Here is a 16,638-nt window from a genome sequence, read left to right on the forward strand (position 1 = left end):
TCAGTGGCCTCGTCGCTTGGTGGGTATGATCACACCGTCAGCGGCGACAGCGCCCTGCCCGCTGGCCCCGACGATCAATGGATTGACATCAATGGTCTCAAGCGCTGCCCCGTGATGCACTGCAAAGGCAGACAGCCGCGCAAGAGCGTCGGCGAGCGCGTCGATGTCGCGTTCGGGCGCGCCCCGGAATGCGTCCAGAAGTTTGCGGCTGCGGATTTCGTCAATCATGCGATGCGCTTCGGCCGGGCCGAACGGCGCAACACGGAACGACACGTCTTCGAGAGCCTCGACAAACACGCCGCCCAGACCGAACATGACCACCGGCCCGAAAGCCGGGTCATGGGTCACGCCAAGAATGGCTTCCAGTCCGGGCGCTGCCTGTTCGGCGACGACAAGCCCGTCGATCCGCGCGTCGGGTATTTTCTCGGATGCCAGCTTCAGGATCCGTGCCCCGGCGGCGCGGACATCTTCGACCGAACGCAGGTCCAGCGCAACGCCCCCGATGTCGGATTTGTGCAGGATGTCGGGCGAGGCAATCTTCAGCACAACTGGGAATCCCATTTCTTGCGCGGCCTGGGCTGCCGCTTCGGGGGTGGTGGCCAGGGTTTCGTGCACGATCCCGATGCCGGCCTCGGCAAGCAGGGCCTTGGCCTCGATCTCGTTCACCATTCCGTCCGGCAACGGCGACAGGTTAGACAGTTCGGGTATCGGATCATTTTCGCCTGCCCGCGCGAAGGATCGGGCGAAATAGCGCAACGCGGCCATCGCGCGGACGGCGCGGGTCGGTTCCTCGAACACGATGAACCCTGACTTTTCATATGCGGCACGACCCTCTGGCTCTGTCAGCGAACAGAACAGCATCGGCCGACCGGGATACTTCTCGCGAATCCGCTCCAGACCGCTTCGAATGGCTTCGTTCAGGTCGGCGACAAGACCGACCGTGGACATAAAGATAATGGCTCCGTCGATCTCGCCGTCGCCAAACAACACATCCATGTTGGTCTCCAGCAGGTCGATCTGGTTGACCAGCTGCGCCGTCACATCGACCGGGTTGCGTACACCCGCGAAGGGCAGCACCTCTTTCAGCTTTTTCTGAGCGTGATCGGGAAGCGCAGGCACGTCCAGTTTCAGCTTTTCGGCTTCGTCGGCCATCAGCACCCCGACGCCGCCCGAGACCGTCACAAGGCCCAGCCGGTCGCCCTGCATCATCGAATCGGACTCCGCGCAAGCGTAAGTCACATCGAACAATTCATCGACCGATTGCGCCCGATAAACACCGTATTGCCGGAAAGCCGCGTCATAGACCGCGTCGGCCCCCGCCAACGAGGCGGTATGCGACTGCGCGGCCTCTGCTCCGACCGCGCTGCGCCCGACCTTCATCATGACCACCGGCTTTTCCCGGGCGCGCGCCAGCTCCAGTGCCTCGACCAGCCTGTCGCGATCGGTTGCGCCTTCGAGATATCCCATGATGACGCGGGTATTATCATCTTGTGCGCAATAGGCCACGGCATCGGCAAAATCGACATCGCAGGAATTCCCCGTCGTCGCCCAGATGTTGACCCCAAGTCCGCGCATTCGAACAAGCGTCATGCAATACGATCCGAAAGCGCCGCTCTGGCTGACGATCGACACGCCGCCGGGTTTTGGCAGGTGCTTTTCGACCCCAGGCGTGAATGTTGCATAGAGGTTGTGGCGAACATTGGCGATGCCAAGGCAGTTCGGCCCCACAAGTCGCATGCCGTCCTCGCGCGCAATGTCTACCATGCGCGCCTGCAGCGCGGCCCCTTCGGCATCGACCTCCGAGAACCCCGAACTGAAGATCACCGCCCCCCGCACACCGCGGGCCGCGCATTGTTCGACTGCCTGAACGGCCAGCGGCGCAGGCAGCGCGATCACAGCCAGGTCCGGTGTCGCGGGCGCCTCCGAGATCGACGGATACGCCGTCAGGCCCTGCACCTCGGGCGATCTCGGGTTGATAGGCAGGATCGGGCCGTCGAAGCCGTGCCGCTTGAGAAAGTCTACCGGCCTGCCGCCGATGCGCTTGGGGTCGCTTGAGGCGCCAATCACAGCCACTGATCGAGGGTTGAAAATGGCATCCATTCCGTGAATTCGCATGGGTCTTCCTTTGATTCTTTCGTATTAGTAGGATTTTGGCAGGCCGAGCGCATGTTCCGCGATGAACGAAAGCACCAGTTGCGGGGTCACCGGCGCGATGCGGAACAGAATGGCCTCCCGAACCAGGCGCTCGACATGGTATTCCTTGGCATATCCAAATCCGCCGAACGTCAGCTGCGCGGTCTGCGTCGCCTTCACCGCCGCCTCGGCGGCCAGATATTTGCTTGCGTTGGCTTCATTTCCGCAGGGCTTGCCAGCGTCGTAGAGCGCGCCTGCGTTCATCGCCATCAAGTTGGCCGCCTCCAGTTCCGCCCAGCTGACCGCCAAGGGGTGCTGTACACCCTGGTTCTGACCGATCGGCCTGCCAAAAACGACACGCTCGTTGGCGTAATCCGCGGCGCGCCGAAGCGCATTGCGCCCGATTCCGACCGCTTCGGCGGCAACCAGAACCCGTTCGGGGTTCAGCCCGTGCAGGATCTGGCGAAATCCCTGGCCTTCTTCGCCGATCAGATCCTCGGCCGGGATCGGAAGCCCGTCGATGAACAACTCGTTCGAGTCGACGCACTTGCGGCCCATCTTTTCGATCTCGCGCACGGTAACGAACGTGCGGTCCAGATCAGTGTAAAAAAGGCTTAAACCTTCGGTCGGTTTCTTGACGTCCTCAAGCGGGGTCGTGCGCGCCAGCAGCAGGATCTTGTCGGCCTCCTGGGCGGTCGAAATCCAGACTTTCTGGCCATGCACTACGTAACGGTCCCCCTGGCGCACGGCGCGTGTTTTCAGCTTTGTGGTGTCCAGGCCGGTTGTCGGTTCGGTCACCCCGAAACACGCACGCTCATCGCCGGCAACCAAAGGCGGAAGGTATTTCTTCTTCTGGTCATCGGTGCCAAATTTCACGACCGGGTTCAGGCCGAAGATGTTCATGTGGATCGCCGAGGCGGCGCTGTTGCCGCCGCCGGATTCTGCAATGGCCTGCATCATGATCGCAGCATCGACGATGCCAAGACCGGCGCCACCGTATTCTTCGGGAATGGCAATCCCCAGCCAGCCATCGCGGGCGAGCTTTTGATGCAACTCTCGCGGGAAACCGCCTTCGCGATCGCGGGTTAGCCAGAATTCGTCATCGAATTCTTCGCAAATCCGCAGGACCGCATCGCGGATTCCCTGCTGCTCGGATGTCATCTGATAAGTCATGAATTTCTCCTCAAGTCTTGCAGACCCGGCTCAGCGGCCCGGTTCGACCACAGTGCCTTTTTCGATAAGCTGGTCGATTTGCCCGATGTCGTACGCGAGCTCTTGTAAAATCGACCGGGTGTCGGCGCCCAGTTCGCCGCGCCCAAGCCAGCGCAGCCGCCCCGGCGTCTTGTCCAGCTTTGGCAACGGCCCTACGACCTTGGTGTCGTCGCCATCCACACCGACAATATTCCCCCGGGCTTCGATCTGAGGATCGGCCAGGATATCATCAACGTCATAGACCATCGCTGCCACCGCATCGTGGGCGTCAAAGATGTCGATTGCCTCCTTCGCGTCATGCTCGGCAACGAATGCCCCGAGCCGGTCGACGATTTCGTCCATATGCTCTGCAAAACCGTCGAGGCTCTGGAACTGCGGCTGTTCCGCCCATGTCTTGCCACCTGCCGCCTCCAGCAGGCGCCGCCCGGTTGCCGCACTGCCCGCGCTGACGGTGATCCATTTTCCGTCCCGGGCACGGAACACCCCCGCCGGGGCGTAGGAATTCGGGGCCTGAAGTCCATTTCGGTCAACCGGCAGTCCCGCGCCGGTGCGCGTGGGCACGTGGTAGTCGATCAAACGCAAGAGCGGCTCAAAAATGGCCAAGTCTACCACCTGTCCCCGGGCACTGCCGTTTCGCACCGCATGCAGCGCCATCATCGTGCCGTAGGCCGCCATGAGACCGGTGGTCGAATCCGCCGCAGGGAAACCGGGATGCATCGGTGCATTGTCAGCAAAGCCCGTGATGTGGGCCAGACCGCTCATGGCTTCACCGGCCCGACCGAAACCAGGCCAAGAGGCGCGCGGCCCCGTCTGGCCGTAACCCGAGATCCGCACGATCACCAGATCGGGGTTCCAGTCATGCAAGACCTCTGGTGCCAACCCTGCTCTTTCCAGAACGCCGGGGCGAAAGTTCTCGATGAGTACATGGGCGTTTTCGACCAGTCGGCGCAGAATGGCGCGACCGTCTTCACTCTTCCAGTCCAGCGCCATCAGACGTTTGTTTCGTGCCAGGGTCTTCCACCAGACGCCCACGCCATCGCTGGCGCGCGCGCTCAGCACCCGTAGCATGTCACCCTGCCCCGGACGCTCGATCTTGACCACGTCGGCTCCAAAATCGGACAGCAATGCGCCGCACATCGGTGCAGCGATCACATGCCCCAGTTCAATCACCCTGACATCGCTCAGTGGTCCATTATCCATTTTCACGCATCTGCCTCGTTTGCGAAAATTCTCTACGTCAAGCCCTAGTTTTCGGTTCTGACAGCCACAGTCTGGCCGGAACAGAAATCCATTGCGAGAATAATCGAACAGCCGTTAGATCGTCGAACGAGCCGACTTTTTTTTACTTGACGGAGGAAAGTATGCCAGAGCCAAACACGAATCAAATGGCGGCAGGCCGGCCCACGGTTGCCGAAGCACTGGACGGGTTGTTCAATCCTCGCACCATCGCGGTAGTGGGCGCGTCCCGCACCAAGGGCAAGTTGGGGCAGGCCGTGATGGCTCTGCTGAAGAGCAACGGTTACAGCGGCACGATTATCCCCGTGAACCCTTCGGGTGGCGAGATCGAAGGCCTTGCTGCCGTGCGCAGTCTGGAAGAGATCGACAGCCCGATCGACGTGGTTGTGCTGGCAACGCCGGTCGGGGTCGCACTCGGCGCTCTGGAAGCCTGCACTCGGCTCGATGTAAGGGTCGTGGTCGGGGTCACCTCGGGCTTTTCGGAAGCCGGGGAAGAAGGGCATGAGAACGAGGAGCGATTGCGCCGGATCATGCAAGACGCGCCCTTTCGATTGGTGGGGCCGAACTGCGAAGGCGTGGTGCGCCCCGCGTCGGACCTGCAACTGACCTTCAGCCCGATGTTCAACGATCTTCACCCTGGTCCCGTGGCGATGATTTCCCAGTCCGGCGCGCTTGCAGGCCTTATGGCGTTGCGCTTGGGCGAACGCGGCGTGGGCATCAACGCCATCGTCTCCAGCGGCAACGAGACCGACCTAACCGCAGCGGATCTGCTCGATTATCTGGGCAACGACCCCCAGACGCGGGTGGTTCTCTGCTACGTCGAGGAACTGCGCGACGGACGCCGCTTTGCTGAAGCGGCCCAACGACTGACAAAGGCAGGGAAGCACGTTGTCGCGGTCAAGGGCGGGCGCAGCCGCGCCGGGTCACGCGCGGTCCAGTCGCATACCGGCGCCATGGCCGGGGACAACCGGGTGATCAGCGCGGTCTTTCGCGAAACCGGTGTGATTCGCGCCCGTGAATCCGTCGCCGCTGTCGATGCCGTGACGGCTCTCGCCGCGGGCCGGCGACCTGCCGGAAACAGGGTCGGGATCATTTCTGTCACCGGCGGGCTCGGGGTCGAAATGACCGACCTGGCCGAAAGCGCGGGTTTCGAGATTCCGGTGCTGGATGAAACGACGCAGACAGCACTGTCGCGCTACGTGCCCTTCTACGGTTCGGTGACAAACCCGGTCGATCTGACCGGCGTGGTTCTGGCGAATCCCACCTATGTAGGTCGCTGCCTGGAGGCCATTGCCGCCGATCCAGGGGTCGATATTGCCATCGCAATTATCACATTCGTGCCGGATCAGCAGTTCATTGAGGGCATGGCCGAGGCGTACGACAGCACTGACAAGCCGATCCTGATCGTCTGGACCGGCTCGGCGCGCAGCAATGCCTCGGGTGAGGCGCTGCGCGAACGGGCTGTCCCTGTCTATGATTCGCCCGCACGGGCGGCATCGGGCCTCGCCGCACTGGCCGCCACGACAGGAGAAGTGACATGACTCCCAGGGAAACACTGGAAAACTGGCAGCGTGCCGGGCGCAAGGTAGTCCACGAGGCCGATGCGAAGGATCTTCTGCAACGGATCGGGGTGCCGGTGCCCCAACGTGACCCTGCCCACGGGCGTTGTGTCGCAAAGCTGTGTCACGATGACTATCCGCATAAATCCGATCATGGGCTCGTCCGATTGGGTCTTTCCCCCGACGAGGCGAAACAGGCCGCTGCCGATATGGCGGAGCGATTTGCGGGCGGGACAGCGCTGATCGAGGAGATGGAAGAAGGGTCCGTGGCCGAATGGATCATCGGCTGCAAGCGTGACGACACGTTTGGTCCGATCGTTCTGGCCGGCCCAGGCGGCATTCTTGTGGAACTGATTGATGCAGCCGAAATCAGGCTTGCGCCCGCAACGCCGCAAAGCGCCGAGGCCATGGTACGATCGGGTCCGGGGGCGCGGTTGCTGGGAGGATTGCGCGGCGCGGAACCGGCCGACAAAGATGCCCTGGCAGACCTGATTTCACGCATATCTGTTTTCTTTTCCGAGAACGCCGATCTGATCTCGGAAATCGAAATCAACCCTGTGATGGTTCGGGCGGACGGGAAGGGGTTGGTCGCCGCCGATGCCTTGATCGTTTTGTCACCCGAAGCAGACGAACAGGAGAATTTCACGTGATACGTCACCCTTTCGGAGAGTTGTCACTCGGCCAGACCGGCATTTCGAGCGGACGGACGATGACCGAAACCGATGTCGTCAATTTCTGCATGTTGACCGGGAACTGGCTGGAACTGCACTCCAACGTCGAGCACGCCCAAACCTCTCTCTACGGCCAGCGCCTGGTTCAGGGCAGCCTCGTGTTCTCGATCGTCAATGCGATGATCCCCTTCGACAGCTCTGTGCTGGCCGCTTTCTATGGCTGTGACAAGCTGCGCTTTTTGCGACCCACTTTCATCAACGACACCCTTTGGGCCCGGGCCGAAATCATCAATCTGAAGGACCATGATGAAAAGCACGGAGTCGTGACCAGCAAACTGGAAGGCATCAACCAGCGGGACGAAACGGTCCTGCGCTGCGAGTTCAGCCTTCTGATCCGCAAGTCGCGCCTGGATCGCCCCGGAGAGCCGGCCAAAGTCCGTGCGGCGCACGACAAGACACAAGGAGAGAGTGCATGAACTTTCTGACACCAGAGCAAGAGATGTGGCGCGCGACCGTCGAGCGTTTCGTCGACGAAGAGATCGGCCGCGATTATATCCGCAATTGCGACCGCGAGCGCGAATACCCCTACGAAGCCTATGAAAAAGTGGCCAAGCAGGGCTGGCTTGGCATTCTGTTTTCAGAAGAGAGCGGCGGTCTTGGTGGTGACATCATGGACTATGCCCTGATGTGCGAGGGGTTGGCCAAATACGGCTTTGACTTCTCGACCGGCCTGATGGTGGCAACGTTCACCGCGATGAATGTCGAGAAATTCGGCACGCTCGAACAGAAAGAGCGGTACATCCAGCCTTTCCTCGATGGCGACATCCGCTTTTCTATATCGATTTCCGAACCGGGCGCCGGGTCGGATGCGGCTTCGACAAAGACCCGCGCGCGGCGCGACGGCAACGGCTGGGTGGTCAACGGGCAGAAACTGTGGTGCTCGGGCGCTGCGGCGGACAACGCAATCCTTGCAATGCTGACCCGGACCGACCCGGACGCGCCCAAGCACAAGGGGCTTTCGGTTTTCCTGATCCCCAACGACACCGAAGGGCTGGACATCCGCAAGCTGCCGACCATGGCGCGCCGCGCGACCGGCACCACCGAGATTTTCGTGGATGACGTGAAACTGCCGGCCGATGCGCTGCTGGGCACGGAAAACGATGGCTGGAAGATCATCACCGACCATCTGGAACTGGAACGCGTGGCCGTTGCCGCCGCCTATGTGGGCAATGCCCAGACAGCGGTAGACGATGCCCTGCGCTACGCCCATGAACGGATTCAGTTCGACAAGCCGATCTTCGACTTTCAGGTGATCCGCCACATGCTGGCCGACATGCAAACCCAAGTCGATGCCGCCCGGCTGTTGGTTTATCGCGCCGCTAGCCTGGCCGCAGCCAAGACGCCCTGCATGCGAGAAGTCTCAATGGCGAAACTCTATGCCTCCGAGACGCTGCAGACGGTGACGCGCAACGGAATGCAAATCCTGGGCGGCCACTCGATGCTGCCCGAAGCGGATATGGAGCGCTATTTCCGCGAAGGGATGCAAAGCACCATCGGCGGCGGGACCTCGCAGATTCAGCGCACGCTCATCGCCAAGACCATGCGCCCGGGCTGACCGTTCGGACCATATCGCGACAGCCCGTCAAGAAGGAGAAAAGCATATGAAAAACGGACGAGATCCGGTGATCGTCGGCATTGCCGACGCGCCATTGAAGGACGGCAAATTCGTCACTAACGCTTCGGTCCTTGGTCATGCCGCATTGGTGGCAAAAGCCGCCGTCGAAGAAGCCGGACTGAAACTGAGCGATGTCGACGGTCTTTTGACCGCCGGCATGTGGGGGATACCGGGACCCGGCCAACTGGCCACGGTGACGCTGGGCGAATATCTCAACATCATGCCGACATTCGTCGATGGCACGAATATTGGCGGTTCGGCTTTCGAGGCCCATGTGGCACACGCCGCCATGGCCCTTCGCGAAGGCTATTGCGAGGTTGCGCTGATCGTCTACAGCTCGGACCAAAAGTCCCTGCGCAGCCGTAACCTGGGTGGTCGGCCGTCGGTCCTGTCCATGCAACATGAAACACCCTACGGAATGCCCACGCCTGTGGGCGGCTATGCGATGGCCGCACAGCGTCACATGCATGAATACGGCACCACGTCCGAGAACCTGGCCGAAATCGCAGTCGCGACGCGGAAATGGGCACAGTTGAACCCCGAGGCGACGCGGCGCGATCCGCTGTCCATCGACGACGTGCTGTCCAGCACGATGATCTCAGAGCCGCTGCATCTGCTCGATTGCTGTCTCGTCACCGACGGGGCCGGTGCCATCGTCATTACCACCGCCGAACGCGCCAGGGACCTCAAATCCAAACCCGTCGCGGTCAAGGGCTATGGCGAGGCGCATACCCATTGGGCTATCGGCGAAATGCCGGACCTTGCCCGCCTGCTTCCCGCACAAAAGGCCGGGGAACGCGCGATGAAAATGGCCGGGGTGAGCCATTCGGATATCGACGTGGTCGAGATCTATGACAGCTTTACCATCACTGTTCTGCTCTCGCTCGAGGCTCTGGGCTTCTGCAAGATCGGCGAGGGCGGCGATTTCGTGTCGGGCCAGCGCACGGCACCGGGCGGGAGGTTCCCGATGAACACCAGTGGCGGCGGCCTCTCGGCGCTGCATCCGGGCATGTTCGGTATGTTCCTGCTGATCGAGGCCGTCCGGCAACTTCGCGGCGATTGCGGCGAGCGCCAGGTCAAGGGCGCCGAGATCGCTTTGGTGCATGGTACCGGGGGCACGCTGTCCTCTGGTGCGACCGTGATTTTGCAGAAGGACTGAACCAATGAGCACTGAAGAACCGCTTCCGGTGATCGACCATGACAGCGCCCCCTATTGGGAGGCCGCGCGCGAGGGCCGTCTCGACATCCCGCTTTGCGGCGATTGCGGCAAACATCATTTCTATCCCCGCTCTGTCTGCCCGTATTGCCATTCCGACAAGCTCGGCTTCGATACCGTAAGCGGACGTGGCGAGGTGCATACCTTCACCATTGCGCGCCGCCCGGCAGGGCCGACTTTCGCGGATGATGTGCCATATGTGGTTGCGTTGATCGAGCTGGAGGAAGGCCCCCGAATGATGAGCCGGATCCAGACCGACGATCCCGAAAAGGTTCATATCGGGGCCAAGGTAGAGGTGACCTTCGTCAAGGCAACCGACGAAGTTACCTTTCCCTACTTCAAAATAATCTGAGGCCGGAGGCATCGCCCCCTCGGGTTCGGATGTCGAAGGGCCGTCGCAGAGTTTATCTGCGGCGGCTCTTCGCTTTTCGGGGGTCACCCGGCGCGGCCGGGTTGCGGCGCTCCTTGCAGAAACCGCCACGCTAAAAGCCCGGCCAGCGCCAGCCCGCCAAGAATGTCAGCCGTCGGCGCGGCATAAAACAGCAAGGCCGCCGCCGACAGGAACAGCAACCGGCCGAGGGCCGGCACCTTTCCACGAAACCAGCCGCTCGTGCCAACGCTGACGGCAAAAACCGCCGCGCAGGCCACACCCATGTCCAGAAGGATTTGGCCCGCTGTGCCTTGGCCCATGATGCCCGGTCGGAAGACAAAGAGAAATGGCACCACATAGATCGCTCCGGCCAGCATCAGCGCGCGCCCCGCCACCCGCCAGAAATTGGCCCCCGCCAGGGCGGCGGCCGCATAGACACTGGCGCAGACTGGTGGCGTGATGGCTGACAGGATCGCATAGTAGAAGACGAAGAGATGAGCGGTCAGTTCGGGCAGGCCAAGCCGTACGAGGCTCGGCGCTGCAATCGCCGCTGCCAGCACGTAGGAGGCAGTCGTCGGAACATCCATGCCCAGCAGGATCGCCAGTACAGCCGCCAGCAACAAGGCCACGATCAGCCCCTGACCCGACACGGAAAACAACAGGTTCGAGACCTTGACCCCGGCACCCGTCGCCGTCAGAACCTTGACGACGATGGCGGCGCAGGCCAGCAGCGCCGCGATCATCACCAACGCCCGCCCTGCTTCGACCATCCCTTCATAGATGTCGCGCGCCAGCTTGGCCCAGCAGGCCAGCACACCCTGTTCTCTGCCGTCGCGCGAGAATGGTCGCACCACCACGCAGGTCAAAACCAGCATGATGATCGCACCTGCACCCGCATAGCTCGGCGTGTAGCCGTTGAACAGGAAATAGACCATCGCCGCGATGGGAAGAAACAGCGGGATCGACTTGTCAAGCGCGAGGAATTCCGCCCGTTCGGGCATTTCGCTCTTCGGTGTCGGTTGCAGCCCTGTGCGGCGCGCATAGAGATCCACCCCGAGCCATACGGCAAGATAGTATAGAAATGCCGGACCGATCGCCGCGATGACAATTTCGGTATAGGGGATGTTCAGGAACTCGGCCATGATGAAGGCCGCTGCCCCCATCACCGGCGGCGTTAGCTGGCCTGCGGACGAGGCAACGGCCTCGACCGCCCCTGCAAAGGCCGGCGGATAGCGCAGCCGCTTCATCGTGGGAATGGTGATCGAGCCGGTCGCCATGACATTGGCCACTGCCGAGCCGGTAACCGTCCCGAACATCGCCGAAGACAGGGCGCAGACCTTTGCCGGACCGCCAAAAGAGCGCCCCGCGACCCATGTGGCCATTTTCATGAAGGCATCCGTCGCCCCGGTTGACAGCAACAGCGCCCCCAGAAGCACATAGATCACGATAACCCGCGCCCCGATATCCGCGAGGTAGCCAAAGAGTCCGGTGGTCGAACTGTAGAAAGTCTCGACGGCCGTGCGTGCCGACACGCGCGGCGGGCGCCATGCGCCTTCGAGCAGGTCATAACCGAAATAGAAATAGATCACGGTGCAAAGCGCCAGAAGCGGCAGGAACCAGCCGATCACCCGGCGCGCCGCCTCAAGGGTCAGCAGGACAGCCACCAGACCGGCCGCCTTGTCGAGCGGCCCATAGCGCACCATGATATCCGAAAAGCGATCCCGGTTCAGGATCACATAGAGGCAAACCGCAAAAGCCAGCAGGCCGAGCGTGATGTCCACTGCCCGCTCAAGTCCGCTTCGCGCGCCGGAGCGCGAGGCCCGCGCCGCATAAAGAAAGAACGCGCCGCCGATTCCGAAACCGATAAAAATCGGTCGCTGAACCAGCGGTTCGAACTGCCCGAACAGGGCATTGTAGAAATGCAGCGCGACGAATGCTGCGAACAATAGGCCAAGCGCCTGCCCTCCGCGCCGTTCCCAATAGGGTATTGCGGCCATTGTCTGCGTCATGTTCTCTCCGATATCGGCAGCGGCGGGGTGCCCGGAGCACCTCCGCCTGGTCAGTTTGCGCGACCGTCGTGACAGCCTGCGATTCTGGTCAGCTGCCGGCGGCCTCTCTCCAGTAACGCTCCGCACCCGGATGATAGGTGACACCCGCCTCCATTGTGGCAACAGCATCGGCGGCGATGTCGTAGTCGGCCAGTTGCGGCCAGGCTTCGGCCAGCAGGTTCATGTTCTGGTGGATGCTGCGGGCGATGTCATAGGCGTTCTGCTCATCCATGACACCGATGCGGGTCAGGAAGAACACGTTGAGCTTCGGAACCCGCATTTCTTCGGAGCCAGGAATAAGCCCTGCGGGAAGAGTCGTGAAACCGACGCCCTCCATATCCTCTGTCGCCGCTTTCTCCTGCTCTTCGGAGAAGCCGATCAAGCGCATTGCGGTGCTGGTCATCAACTCCTGCAGGGTCGCATCCACAGAGTCCGCGGCCCCGTATTTGCTGTAACCGACGAGTTGGCGGTTCTTGATACCTTCCACTGCGTCACCGACAGCACCATGCACCAGGTCCGCGTTGATATCGAACATCGACAGAACATTGGTCGTCAGCGTCTCGGCGGCCGATCCGCGGATGCCGGGATTGAACTTCCTCCCGTCCAATTCTTCAAGCGTGGTCACACCCGATTCTTCGGTGACCGCGATCAGCAGAATCGAGGCGCTGTAGGGGTAAAGCGCAACCGTATCTGGGATGGCGTTCCCTTCGAACTTGCCGGTCCCGTTCCTGGCGGAAATCAGGATGTCGGTGGTGGCAAGACCAAGGTCGATTTCGTCGCGCGCCAACCGCAGCACATTGTCCACGCTGGCCCCCGTTTCGATCACGCTGACGTTGGTGTCTTCCATACCGGTCTCGATCGCCTTGCTCATCGCAACCGAAATGGTGAAATGGCTCGATGTCGGGCTGGTCGTGCCCATCGTGAGATCCTTGGCGGATGCAGCGCCGCCAAGGGCAATGGCACCCACGGCAACAAGAATACCGAGTGCAGCCCGGTATCCGGTCAATTTGCGTTGGAACATTTTATCCTCCCGTTTTTGACTTCAAAATAACGTCAGCCCGGCCGCCTAAGCACGCAGGGCCCCCGATGTGTCGATCCGCTCTCTCAGAACGCGCAGTTCTTCCTCCGTTGGTGGCCGCGTCTGAGGCACCTCGCCCCTGATCGCCAGATCGAACCCCGTGTGACGCTGGACCTCTTCGGTCGTATTGCCCGGATGCACCGATTTCAGTCGCATTCGCAGCGTCGTGTCGTCGAAATCCATAACCGCTCGCGGTGTCACCGCCAGACGCGGTCCTTCATTGACCAGCCCGGCGTCACGTTTCGCGGCAGGCCCGGACAGATGTCCGGGTATCGTGATGAAATCGACCGTTTCCACAAAGTTTCGCGCGGTATGCACGGTGGGGCAGATGTAGAACCGCGTGGAGGTGTGGCAGTAGGACAGGTTGGCCGCCCCCGGTCCGCGCATCTTGGGTGCGTGCAGCGTCCCGCCGACGTGGTGCAGGTTGATGTTGCCGTAAGCATCGTGCTGCAAGCCGCTGTGAAAGAAAAAATCCAACCCGTGATGGCTGTGGCCGAACAACTCGATGAAGGTCTCTGCGGCCTCGCAGCGGCCGAGCGCGCGATCGTCCAGCATCGACGGATACAGGCGCCCCGTCTCGGGGTTGAAGAACATCTCGCCGCCGACCGTCAGGTTCGGTGCGTGCAGTTCGCGGGCCAGCGCGATGGCCGCCATCGGCACCAACGCGGCAGCACCCGCCGCACCCAGTTCGCCGTCTGCCAAATCGCGGGCCAGTACGACGACCATCTGTTCAAGTGGGGAAACCGCTGCACTCATCCGTTCCGGGCCTCGGCTTCGAGACGGGCAAAATGCGCGGTTCCCCCCACCGCTTCGATGTAGTCCTCCTGGCTTTTCGGTCCGGTCACATGGCGGGCCATATAAGCGTCCAGCCCCGTGCCGTCGCCGGTCCGGGCGGCATCGCCCAGATCGGCGTAGGCATCGATATGTTCCTCGTCCATCGCATAGTTGGGAAAGCTCGCCGTCGGGTGCGCGCCATAGGGTACTTCGACCACGGCATCGACATAATGAGACGGCACGGTGACCCGCGAAGGATCGTCCAGAACGACCTCCTCCGGGACGATCCTGTCGACGCTGGCAATGATCATGTCAGATGCGCGCGCCATCAGCTGATCGGCGTAGACCATTGTGCTGAGATGGCGAAGGTTCCCCCAACGGTCGGCTTCCTGCGCGTGCAGGAACGTCACTCTGGGCCGGATCGGCCCGACGGCGTGAATGCGGCGACCGGAGAATGGGCAGTCAATCTCGCGCAAGAGCGGGTTGTGTTTCAGAACGTCCGATCCGCGCAGCGCGTCGATTGGCTGGAATGGCACGCCATGTGCCGACGCCATCAGCCCGCCCACCACGGTCAGCGCATCCAGCGCATGGGCGGTCACCTGCCCTGCTTCGACCGCGCGCCGGAAATTGGGGCAAAGCCGGTTCTCCAGCGTAACACCGGGAATGAAAACCTGCGCGACGGCCCCTGACGCGATCATCAGGTCGATGTCAAACCCCGCGCCCGGCGAGGAATACACATGCAGGCCATCCGCGCCCACGGCCAGCAATGCGCGCACCAGCGCGATCGGGCGGCTTTGCTTGAACAGACCGCCGAGGCACAACTCGGGACGTTCTTCCAAAGCTCCTCGTGCCAGACGCGCTGCGTCTTGCAGGCTTGTGACCTTGCTGCGACGTGTGGGTTTCGCTTGGCCATCCATCGTTGGGCTTGCCACTCCTATACTGATTTCCGCAGATCACTCAAGATTTGCGCTTGTCCATCCTAGTCGACGGCACGCGATCCATCACCTTCCGGCTGGCGCAAAGTCTGATCGAACACATATGTGGGAATGCTTGCGCCCGGATCCTGACAGGGAATTGAGACCGGTCAGAACCACCCTGCCGCGACACCGCCGCCAACGATGAGCGTGATGAGGAGGATGCTCGCAACACCGAAAATTCCGTTCCACCGCAAACCGATGGTCAGCGGCCGCTCTCCCACGATGGAAGAGGTATAGACCACGGCCGTGATGGCCGGCCCCATGCAGATGATGCTGCTCCAGCCGCCCGCCAGCGCAAGGCCCAGAGCAAGCGGCGACAAACCATCCACGCCGACGCGGTTGACCACTTCTGCCAGCAGGACCACCGAGATCATCGGGTGCACGCCCAGAAGCCCCGTCAGGAACACCGTCATGATCAATAACACAACTGTCGTGACCGGTCGCGCGGCAATCCAGCCGAGATGGTCGGCAACCCATTCAACCGGCGCAACTTCCAGTGCGACAAGACCGATGAACCCCGCCGAGGCGATGACGCTCATCTCGGTCGCGAAACCCGGTGCCTGGGCCACGAACCGGCGCGACATACCGGTGAGGTTGCCACTGCCGCTGCGCAGAACCGACCAGAGCAGCGCATAGATCGGAACGATGGTGATCAGGACGGTCTGGAAACTGTACTGGGTCAACCTGTCCAGCGTCACAACGGCGGCTCCCAGAAAAAGGACATGTCCGGCCACGATCAGGACTGCCCAGCGGCTCCAGCCAGGCAAGTCACCCGACAGGGCCGGTGCCCGGCCGCGCGCCGAGGGCGGGCGCCACCATTCCACCGTGTCGAACAGCCATCCCAGAAGAAACAGCACCCCGGCCAGCGCAATCCCGTAGGGGGCCAGGGCCGCCCATTCGAGCCCCGGAATCGTGAGAATCATCAGATTGAGAGCGATCCCGAACGGCGTCCAGAAAGCGATCGAGGAAAACCCCCGCATACAGGCGCTTACCATCCTGCGCTTGCGGGCCTGGAACACGAATTCGTCCATCTCATGCCGATGCGCCGCCAGCCCTTTCATGATGATCTCCAGCATCACACCAAGCCCGCCAAGGTTCAGAAGCACGCCGAACAGATGTCCGCCCGCACCCAGAGAGGCGTAACGGCGGGTCGGCGGCTGCAGCGTCAGGAATTCACCGGCGACCTCGACAATCGGGTCCTGGGTGGCCGCGATGCGCAGGAATGCGACAGCCGTCAGCAGCGCGGACAGGAACACGACACGCCCCGCCGCCTGAACGAAGATGCCGGTGTCGATGCCATCGGCCAGCGCCAGAAGGGCAATCGCGAGGGAAAAGAAAAGCAGCACCCATCCGACGCGGGCGATATAGCGGGAGGCAATAACGAGATAGATTCCGAAGAACGGCACGGCGGCAATGGACGCGACGCTGGAGGAGAAGACACCTTGCACGATGGCAGCGCCGAGACAAGTCAGCAGACAGATGGCGGTAATCCCGTTGCGCTTGCCGGAACGTTTCAGGGGCTCGACGGGCGGCATCTGCCCCCCCTTTCCCGAAGGCGTCCGTTATGTCTGTGACACAACGGCAGATGCGGTCGCTCATGGTACGATGGCGGAAATGCGATGCCGACAATTTCCCCTTCACAAGCAGGGACACGCGCAAGGAAACGCGCAAGGACACACAAGGCACTCA

General features: G+C 61.9%; 14 protein-coding genes. 6 read left to right on the forward strand and 8 right to left on the reverse strand.

Annotated features, from left to right (window positions below; translation table 11 throughout):
- The 3 genes from ACEWPJ_RS17135 to ACEWPJ_RS17145 are packed head-to-tail and all read right to left on the reverse strand — an operon-like array spanning position 1 to position 4,545.
- The gene (locus ACEWPJ_RS17135) at positions 1-2,115 is read right to left on the reverse strand and encodes an acetate--CoA ligase family protein (protein ID WP_238372710.1); all 2,115 of its coding nucleotides are present in this window, start codon (positions 2,113-2,115) and stop codon (positions 1-3) included.
- Between the two features lie 24 nt (positions 2,116-2,139).
- Entirely contained in the window at positions 2,140-3,306 is a 1,167-nt protein-coding gene (locus tag ACEWPJ_RS17140) for an acyl-CoA dehydrogenase family protein (RefSeq protein ID WP_238372711.1), read from the reverse strand.
- 30 nt (positions 3,307-3,336) lie between these two features.
- Positions 3,337-4,545: a CaiB/BaiF CoA transferase family protein gene (locus tag ACEWPJ_RS17145; protein ID WP_238372712.1), complete on the reverse strand. Its 1,209-nt coding sequence runs from the start codon at positions 4,543-4,545 to the stop codon at positions 3,337-3,339.
- 161 nt (positions 4,546-4,706) lie between these two features.
- On the opposite strand from ACEWPJ_RS17145, the gene ACEWPJ_RS17150 reads away from it, so the two are divergent.
- The 6 genes from ACEWPJ_RS17150 to ACEWPJ_RS17175 are packed head-to-tail and all read left to right on the forward strand — an operon-like array spanning position 4,707 to position 10,054.
- On the forward strand, positions 4,707-6,122 hold the full coding sequence (locus ACEWPJ_RS17150) for an acetate--CoA ligase family protein (protein ID WP_238372713.1): 1,416 nt from the start codon (positions 4,707-4,709) through the stop codon (positions 6,120-6,122).
- Positions 6,119-6,790 (forward strand): acetate--CoA ligase family protein, encoded by a 672-nt coding sequence (locus tag ACEWPJ_RS17155; protein ID WP_238372714.1) that lies wholly within the window; start codon positions 6,119-6,121, stop codon positions 6,788-6,790. Before ACEWPJ_RS17150 ends, ACEWPJ_RS17155 begins: the two co-directional genes overlap by 4 nt.
- Before the next feature lie 59 nt (positions 6,791-6,849).
- Entirely contained in the window at positions 6,850-7,287 is a 438-nt protein-coding gene (locus tag ACEWPJ_RS17160; RefSeq protein WP_238372715.1) for a MaoC/PaaZ C-terminal domain-containing protein, read from the forward strand.
- Entirely contained in the window at positions 7,284-8,426 is a 1,143-nt protein-coding gene (locus ACEWPJ_RS17165; protein ID WP_238372716.1) for an acyl-CoA dehydrogenase family protein, read from the forward strand. Before ACEWPJ_RS17160 ends, ACEWPJ_RS17165 begins: the two co-directional genes overlap by 4 nt.
- Positions 8,427-8,472: 46 nt before the next feature.
- Positions 8,473-9,645, forward strand: a complete 1,173-nt coding sequence (locus tag ACEWPJ_RS17170) for an acetyl-CoA acetyltransferase (RefSeq protein ID WP_238372717.1) — start codon at positions 8,473-8,475, stop codon at positions 9,643-9,645.
- A gap of 4 nt (positions 9,646-9,649) precedes the next feature.
- Complete coding sequence (locus ACEWPJ_RS17175; protein WP_238372718.1) at positions 9,650-10,054, forward strand: Zn-ribbon domain-containing OB-fold protein; 405 nt, start codon at positions 9,650-9,652, stop codon at positions 10,052-10,054.
- A gap of 83 nt (positions 10,055-10,137) precedes the next feature.
- Here the strand turns inward: ACEWPJ_RS17175 and ACEWPJ_RS17180 are convergent, their stop codons facing one another.
- The 5 genes from ACEWPJ_RS17180 to ACEWPJ_RS17200 all read right to left on the reverse strand — a co-directional run bounded on the left by ACEWPJ_RS17180 (position 10,138) and on the right by ACEWPJ_RS17200 (position 16,484).
- Entirely contained in the window at positions 10,138-12,081 is a 1,944-nt protein-coding gene (locus tag ACEWPJ_RS17180; RefSeq protein WP_238372719.1) for a TRAP transporter permease, read from the reverse strand.
- A gap of 88 nt (positions 12,082-12,169) precedes the next feature.
- Positions 12,170-13,141: a TAXI family TRAP transporter solute-binding subunit gene (locus ACEWPJ_RS17185; RefSeq protein ID WP_238372720.1), complete on the reverse strand. Its 972-nt coding sequence runs from the start codon at positions 13,139-13,141 to the stop codon at positions 12,170-12,172.
- 45 nt (positions 13,142-13,186) lie between these two features.
- On the reverse strand, positions 13,187-13,954 hold the full coding sequence (locus ACEWPJ_RS17190) for a CoA-transferase (protein WP_238372721.1): 768 nt from the start codon (positions 13,952-13,954) through the stop codon (positions 13,187-13,189).
- Positions 13,951-14,889, reverse strand: coding sequence for a CoA transferase subunit A (locus ACEWPJ_RS17195; protein ID WP_238372722.1), 939 nt, complete (start codon positions 14,887-14,889; stop codon positions 13,951-13,953). Before ACEWPJ_RS17195 ends, ACEWPJ_RS17190 begins: the two co-directional genes overlap by 4 nt.
- A 167-nt stretch (positions 14,890-15,056) precedes the next feature.
- Positions 15,057-16,484 carry a hypothetical protein gene (locus ACEWPJ_RS17200; protein WP_238372723.1) on the reverse strand — a complete coding sequence of 476 codons (1,428 nt, stop codon included), beginning with the start codon at positions 16,482-16,484 and terminating at the stop codon, positions 15,057-15,059.
- Between the last annotated feature and the right edge of the window lie 154 nt (positions 16,485-16,638).

Origin of the sequence: Aliiroseovarius sp. YM-037 (genome assembly GCF_048060095.1) — a bacterium.
Classification (GTDB): domain Bacteria; phylum Pseudomonadota; class Alphaproteobacteria; order Rhodobacterales; family Rhodobacteraceae; genus JBLUOA01.

Bases quoted from the DNA above. Each gene is read 5' to 3' on its own strand.
- ACEWPJ_RS17135 (WP_238372710.1), bottom strand. From the start codon at position 2,115: ATGCGAATTCACGGAATGGATGCCATTTTCAACCCTCGATCAGTGGCT.
- ACEWPJ_RS17140 (WP_238372711.1), bottom strand. From the start codon at position 3,306: ATGACTTATCAGATGACATCCGAGCAGCAGGGAATCCGCGATGCGGTC.
- ACEWPJ_RS17145 (WP_238372712.1), bottom strand. From the start codon at position 4,545: ATGGATAATGGACCACTGAGCGATGTCAGGGTGATTGAACTGGGGCAT.
- ACEWPJ_RS17150 (WP_238372713.1), top strand. From the start codon at position 4,707: ATGCCAGAGCCAAACACGAATCAAATGGCGGCAGGCCGGCCCACGGTT.
- ACEWPJ_RS17155 (WP_238372714.1), top strand. From the start codon at position 6,119: ATGACTCCCAGGGAAACACTGGAAAACTGGCAGCGTGCCGGGCGCAAG.
- ACEWPJ_RS17160 (WP_238372715.1), top strand. From the start codon at position 6,850: ATGACCGAAACCGATGTCGTCAATTTCTGCATGTTGACCGGGAACTGG.
- ACEWPJ_RS17165 (WP_238372716.1), top strand. From the start codon at position 7,284: ATGAACTTTCTGACACCAGAGCAAGAGATGTGGCGCGCGACCGTCGAG.
- ACEWPJ_RS17170 (WP_238372717.1), top strand. From the start codon at position 8,473: ATGAAAAACGGACGAGATCCGGTGATCGTCGGCATTGCCGACGCGCCA.
- ACEWPJ_RS17175 (WP_238372718.1), top strand. From the start codon at position 9,650: ATGAGCACTGAAGAACCGCTTCCGGTGATCGACCATGACAGCGCCCCC.
- ACEWPJ_RS17180 (WP_238372719.1), bottom strand. From the start codon at position 12,081: ATGACGCAGACAATGGCCGCAATACCCTATTGGGAACGGCGCGGAGGG.
- ACEWPJ_RS17185 (WP_238372720.1), bottom strand. From the start codon at position 13,141: ATGTTCCAACGCAAATTGACCGGATACCGGGCTGCACTCGGTATTCTT.
- ACEWPJ_RS17190 (WP_238372721.1), bottom strand. From the start codon at position 13,954: ATGAGTGCAGCGGTTTCCCCACTTGAACAGATGGTCGTCGTACTGGCC.
- ACEWPJ_RS17195 (WP_238372722.1), bottom strand. From the start codon at position 14,889: ATGGATGGCCAAGCGAAACCCACACGTCGCAGCAAGGTCACAAGCCTG.
- ACEWPJ_RS17200 (WP_238372723.1), bottom strand. From the start codon at position 16,484: ATGCCGCCCGTCGAGCCCCTGAAACGTTCCGGCAAGCGCAACGGGATT.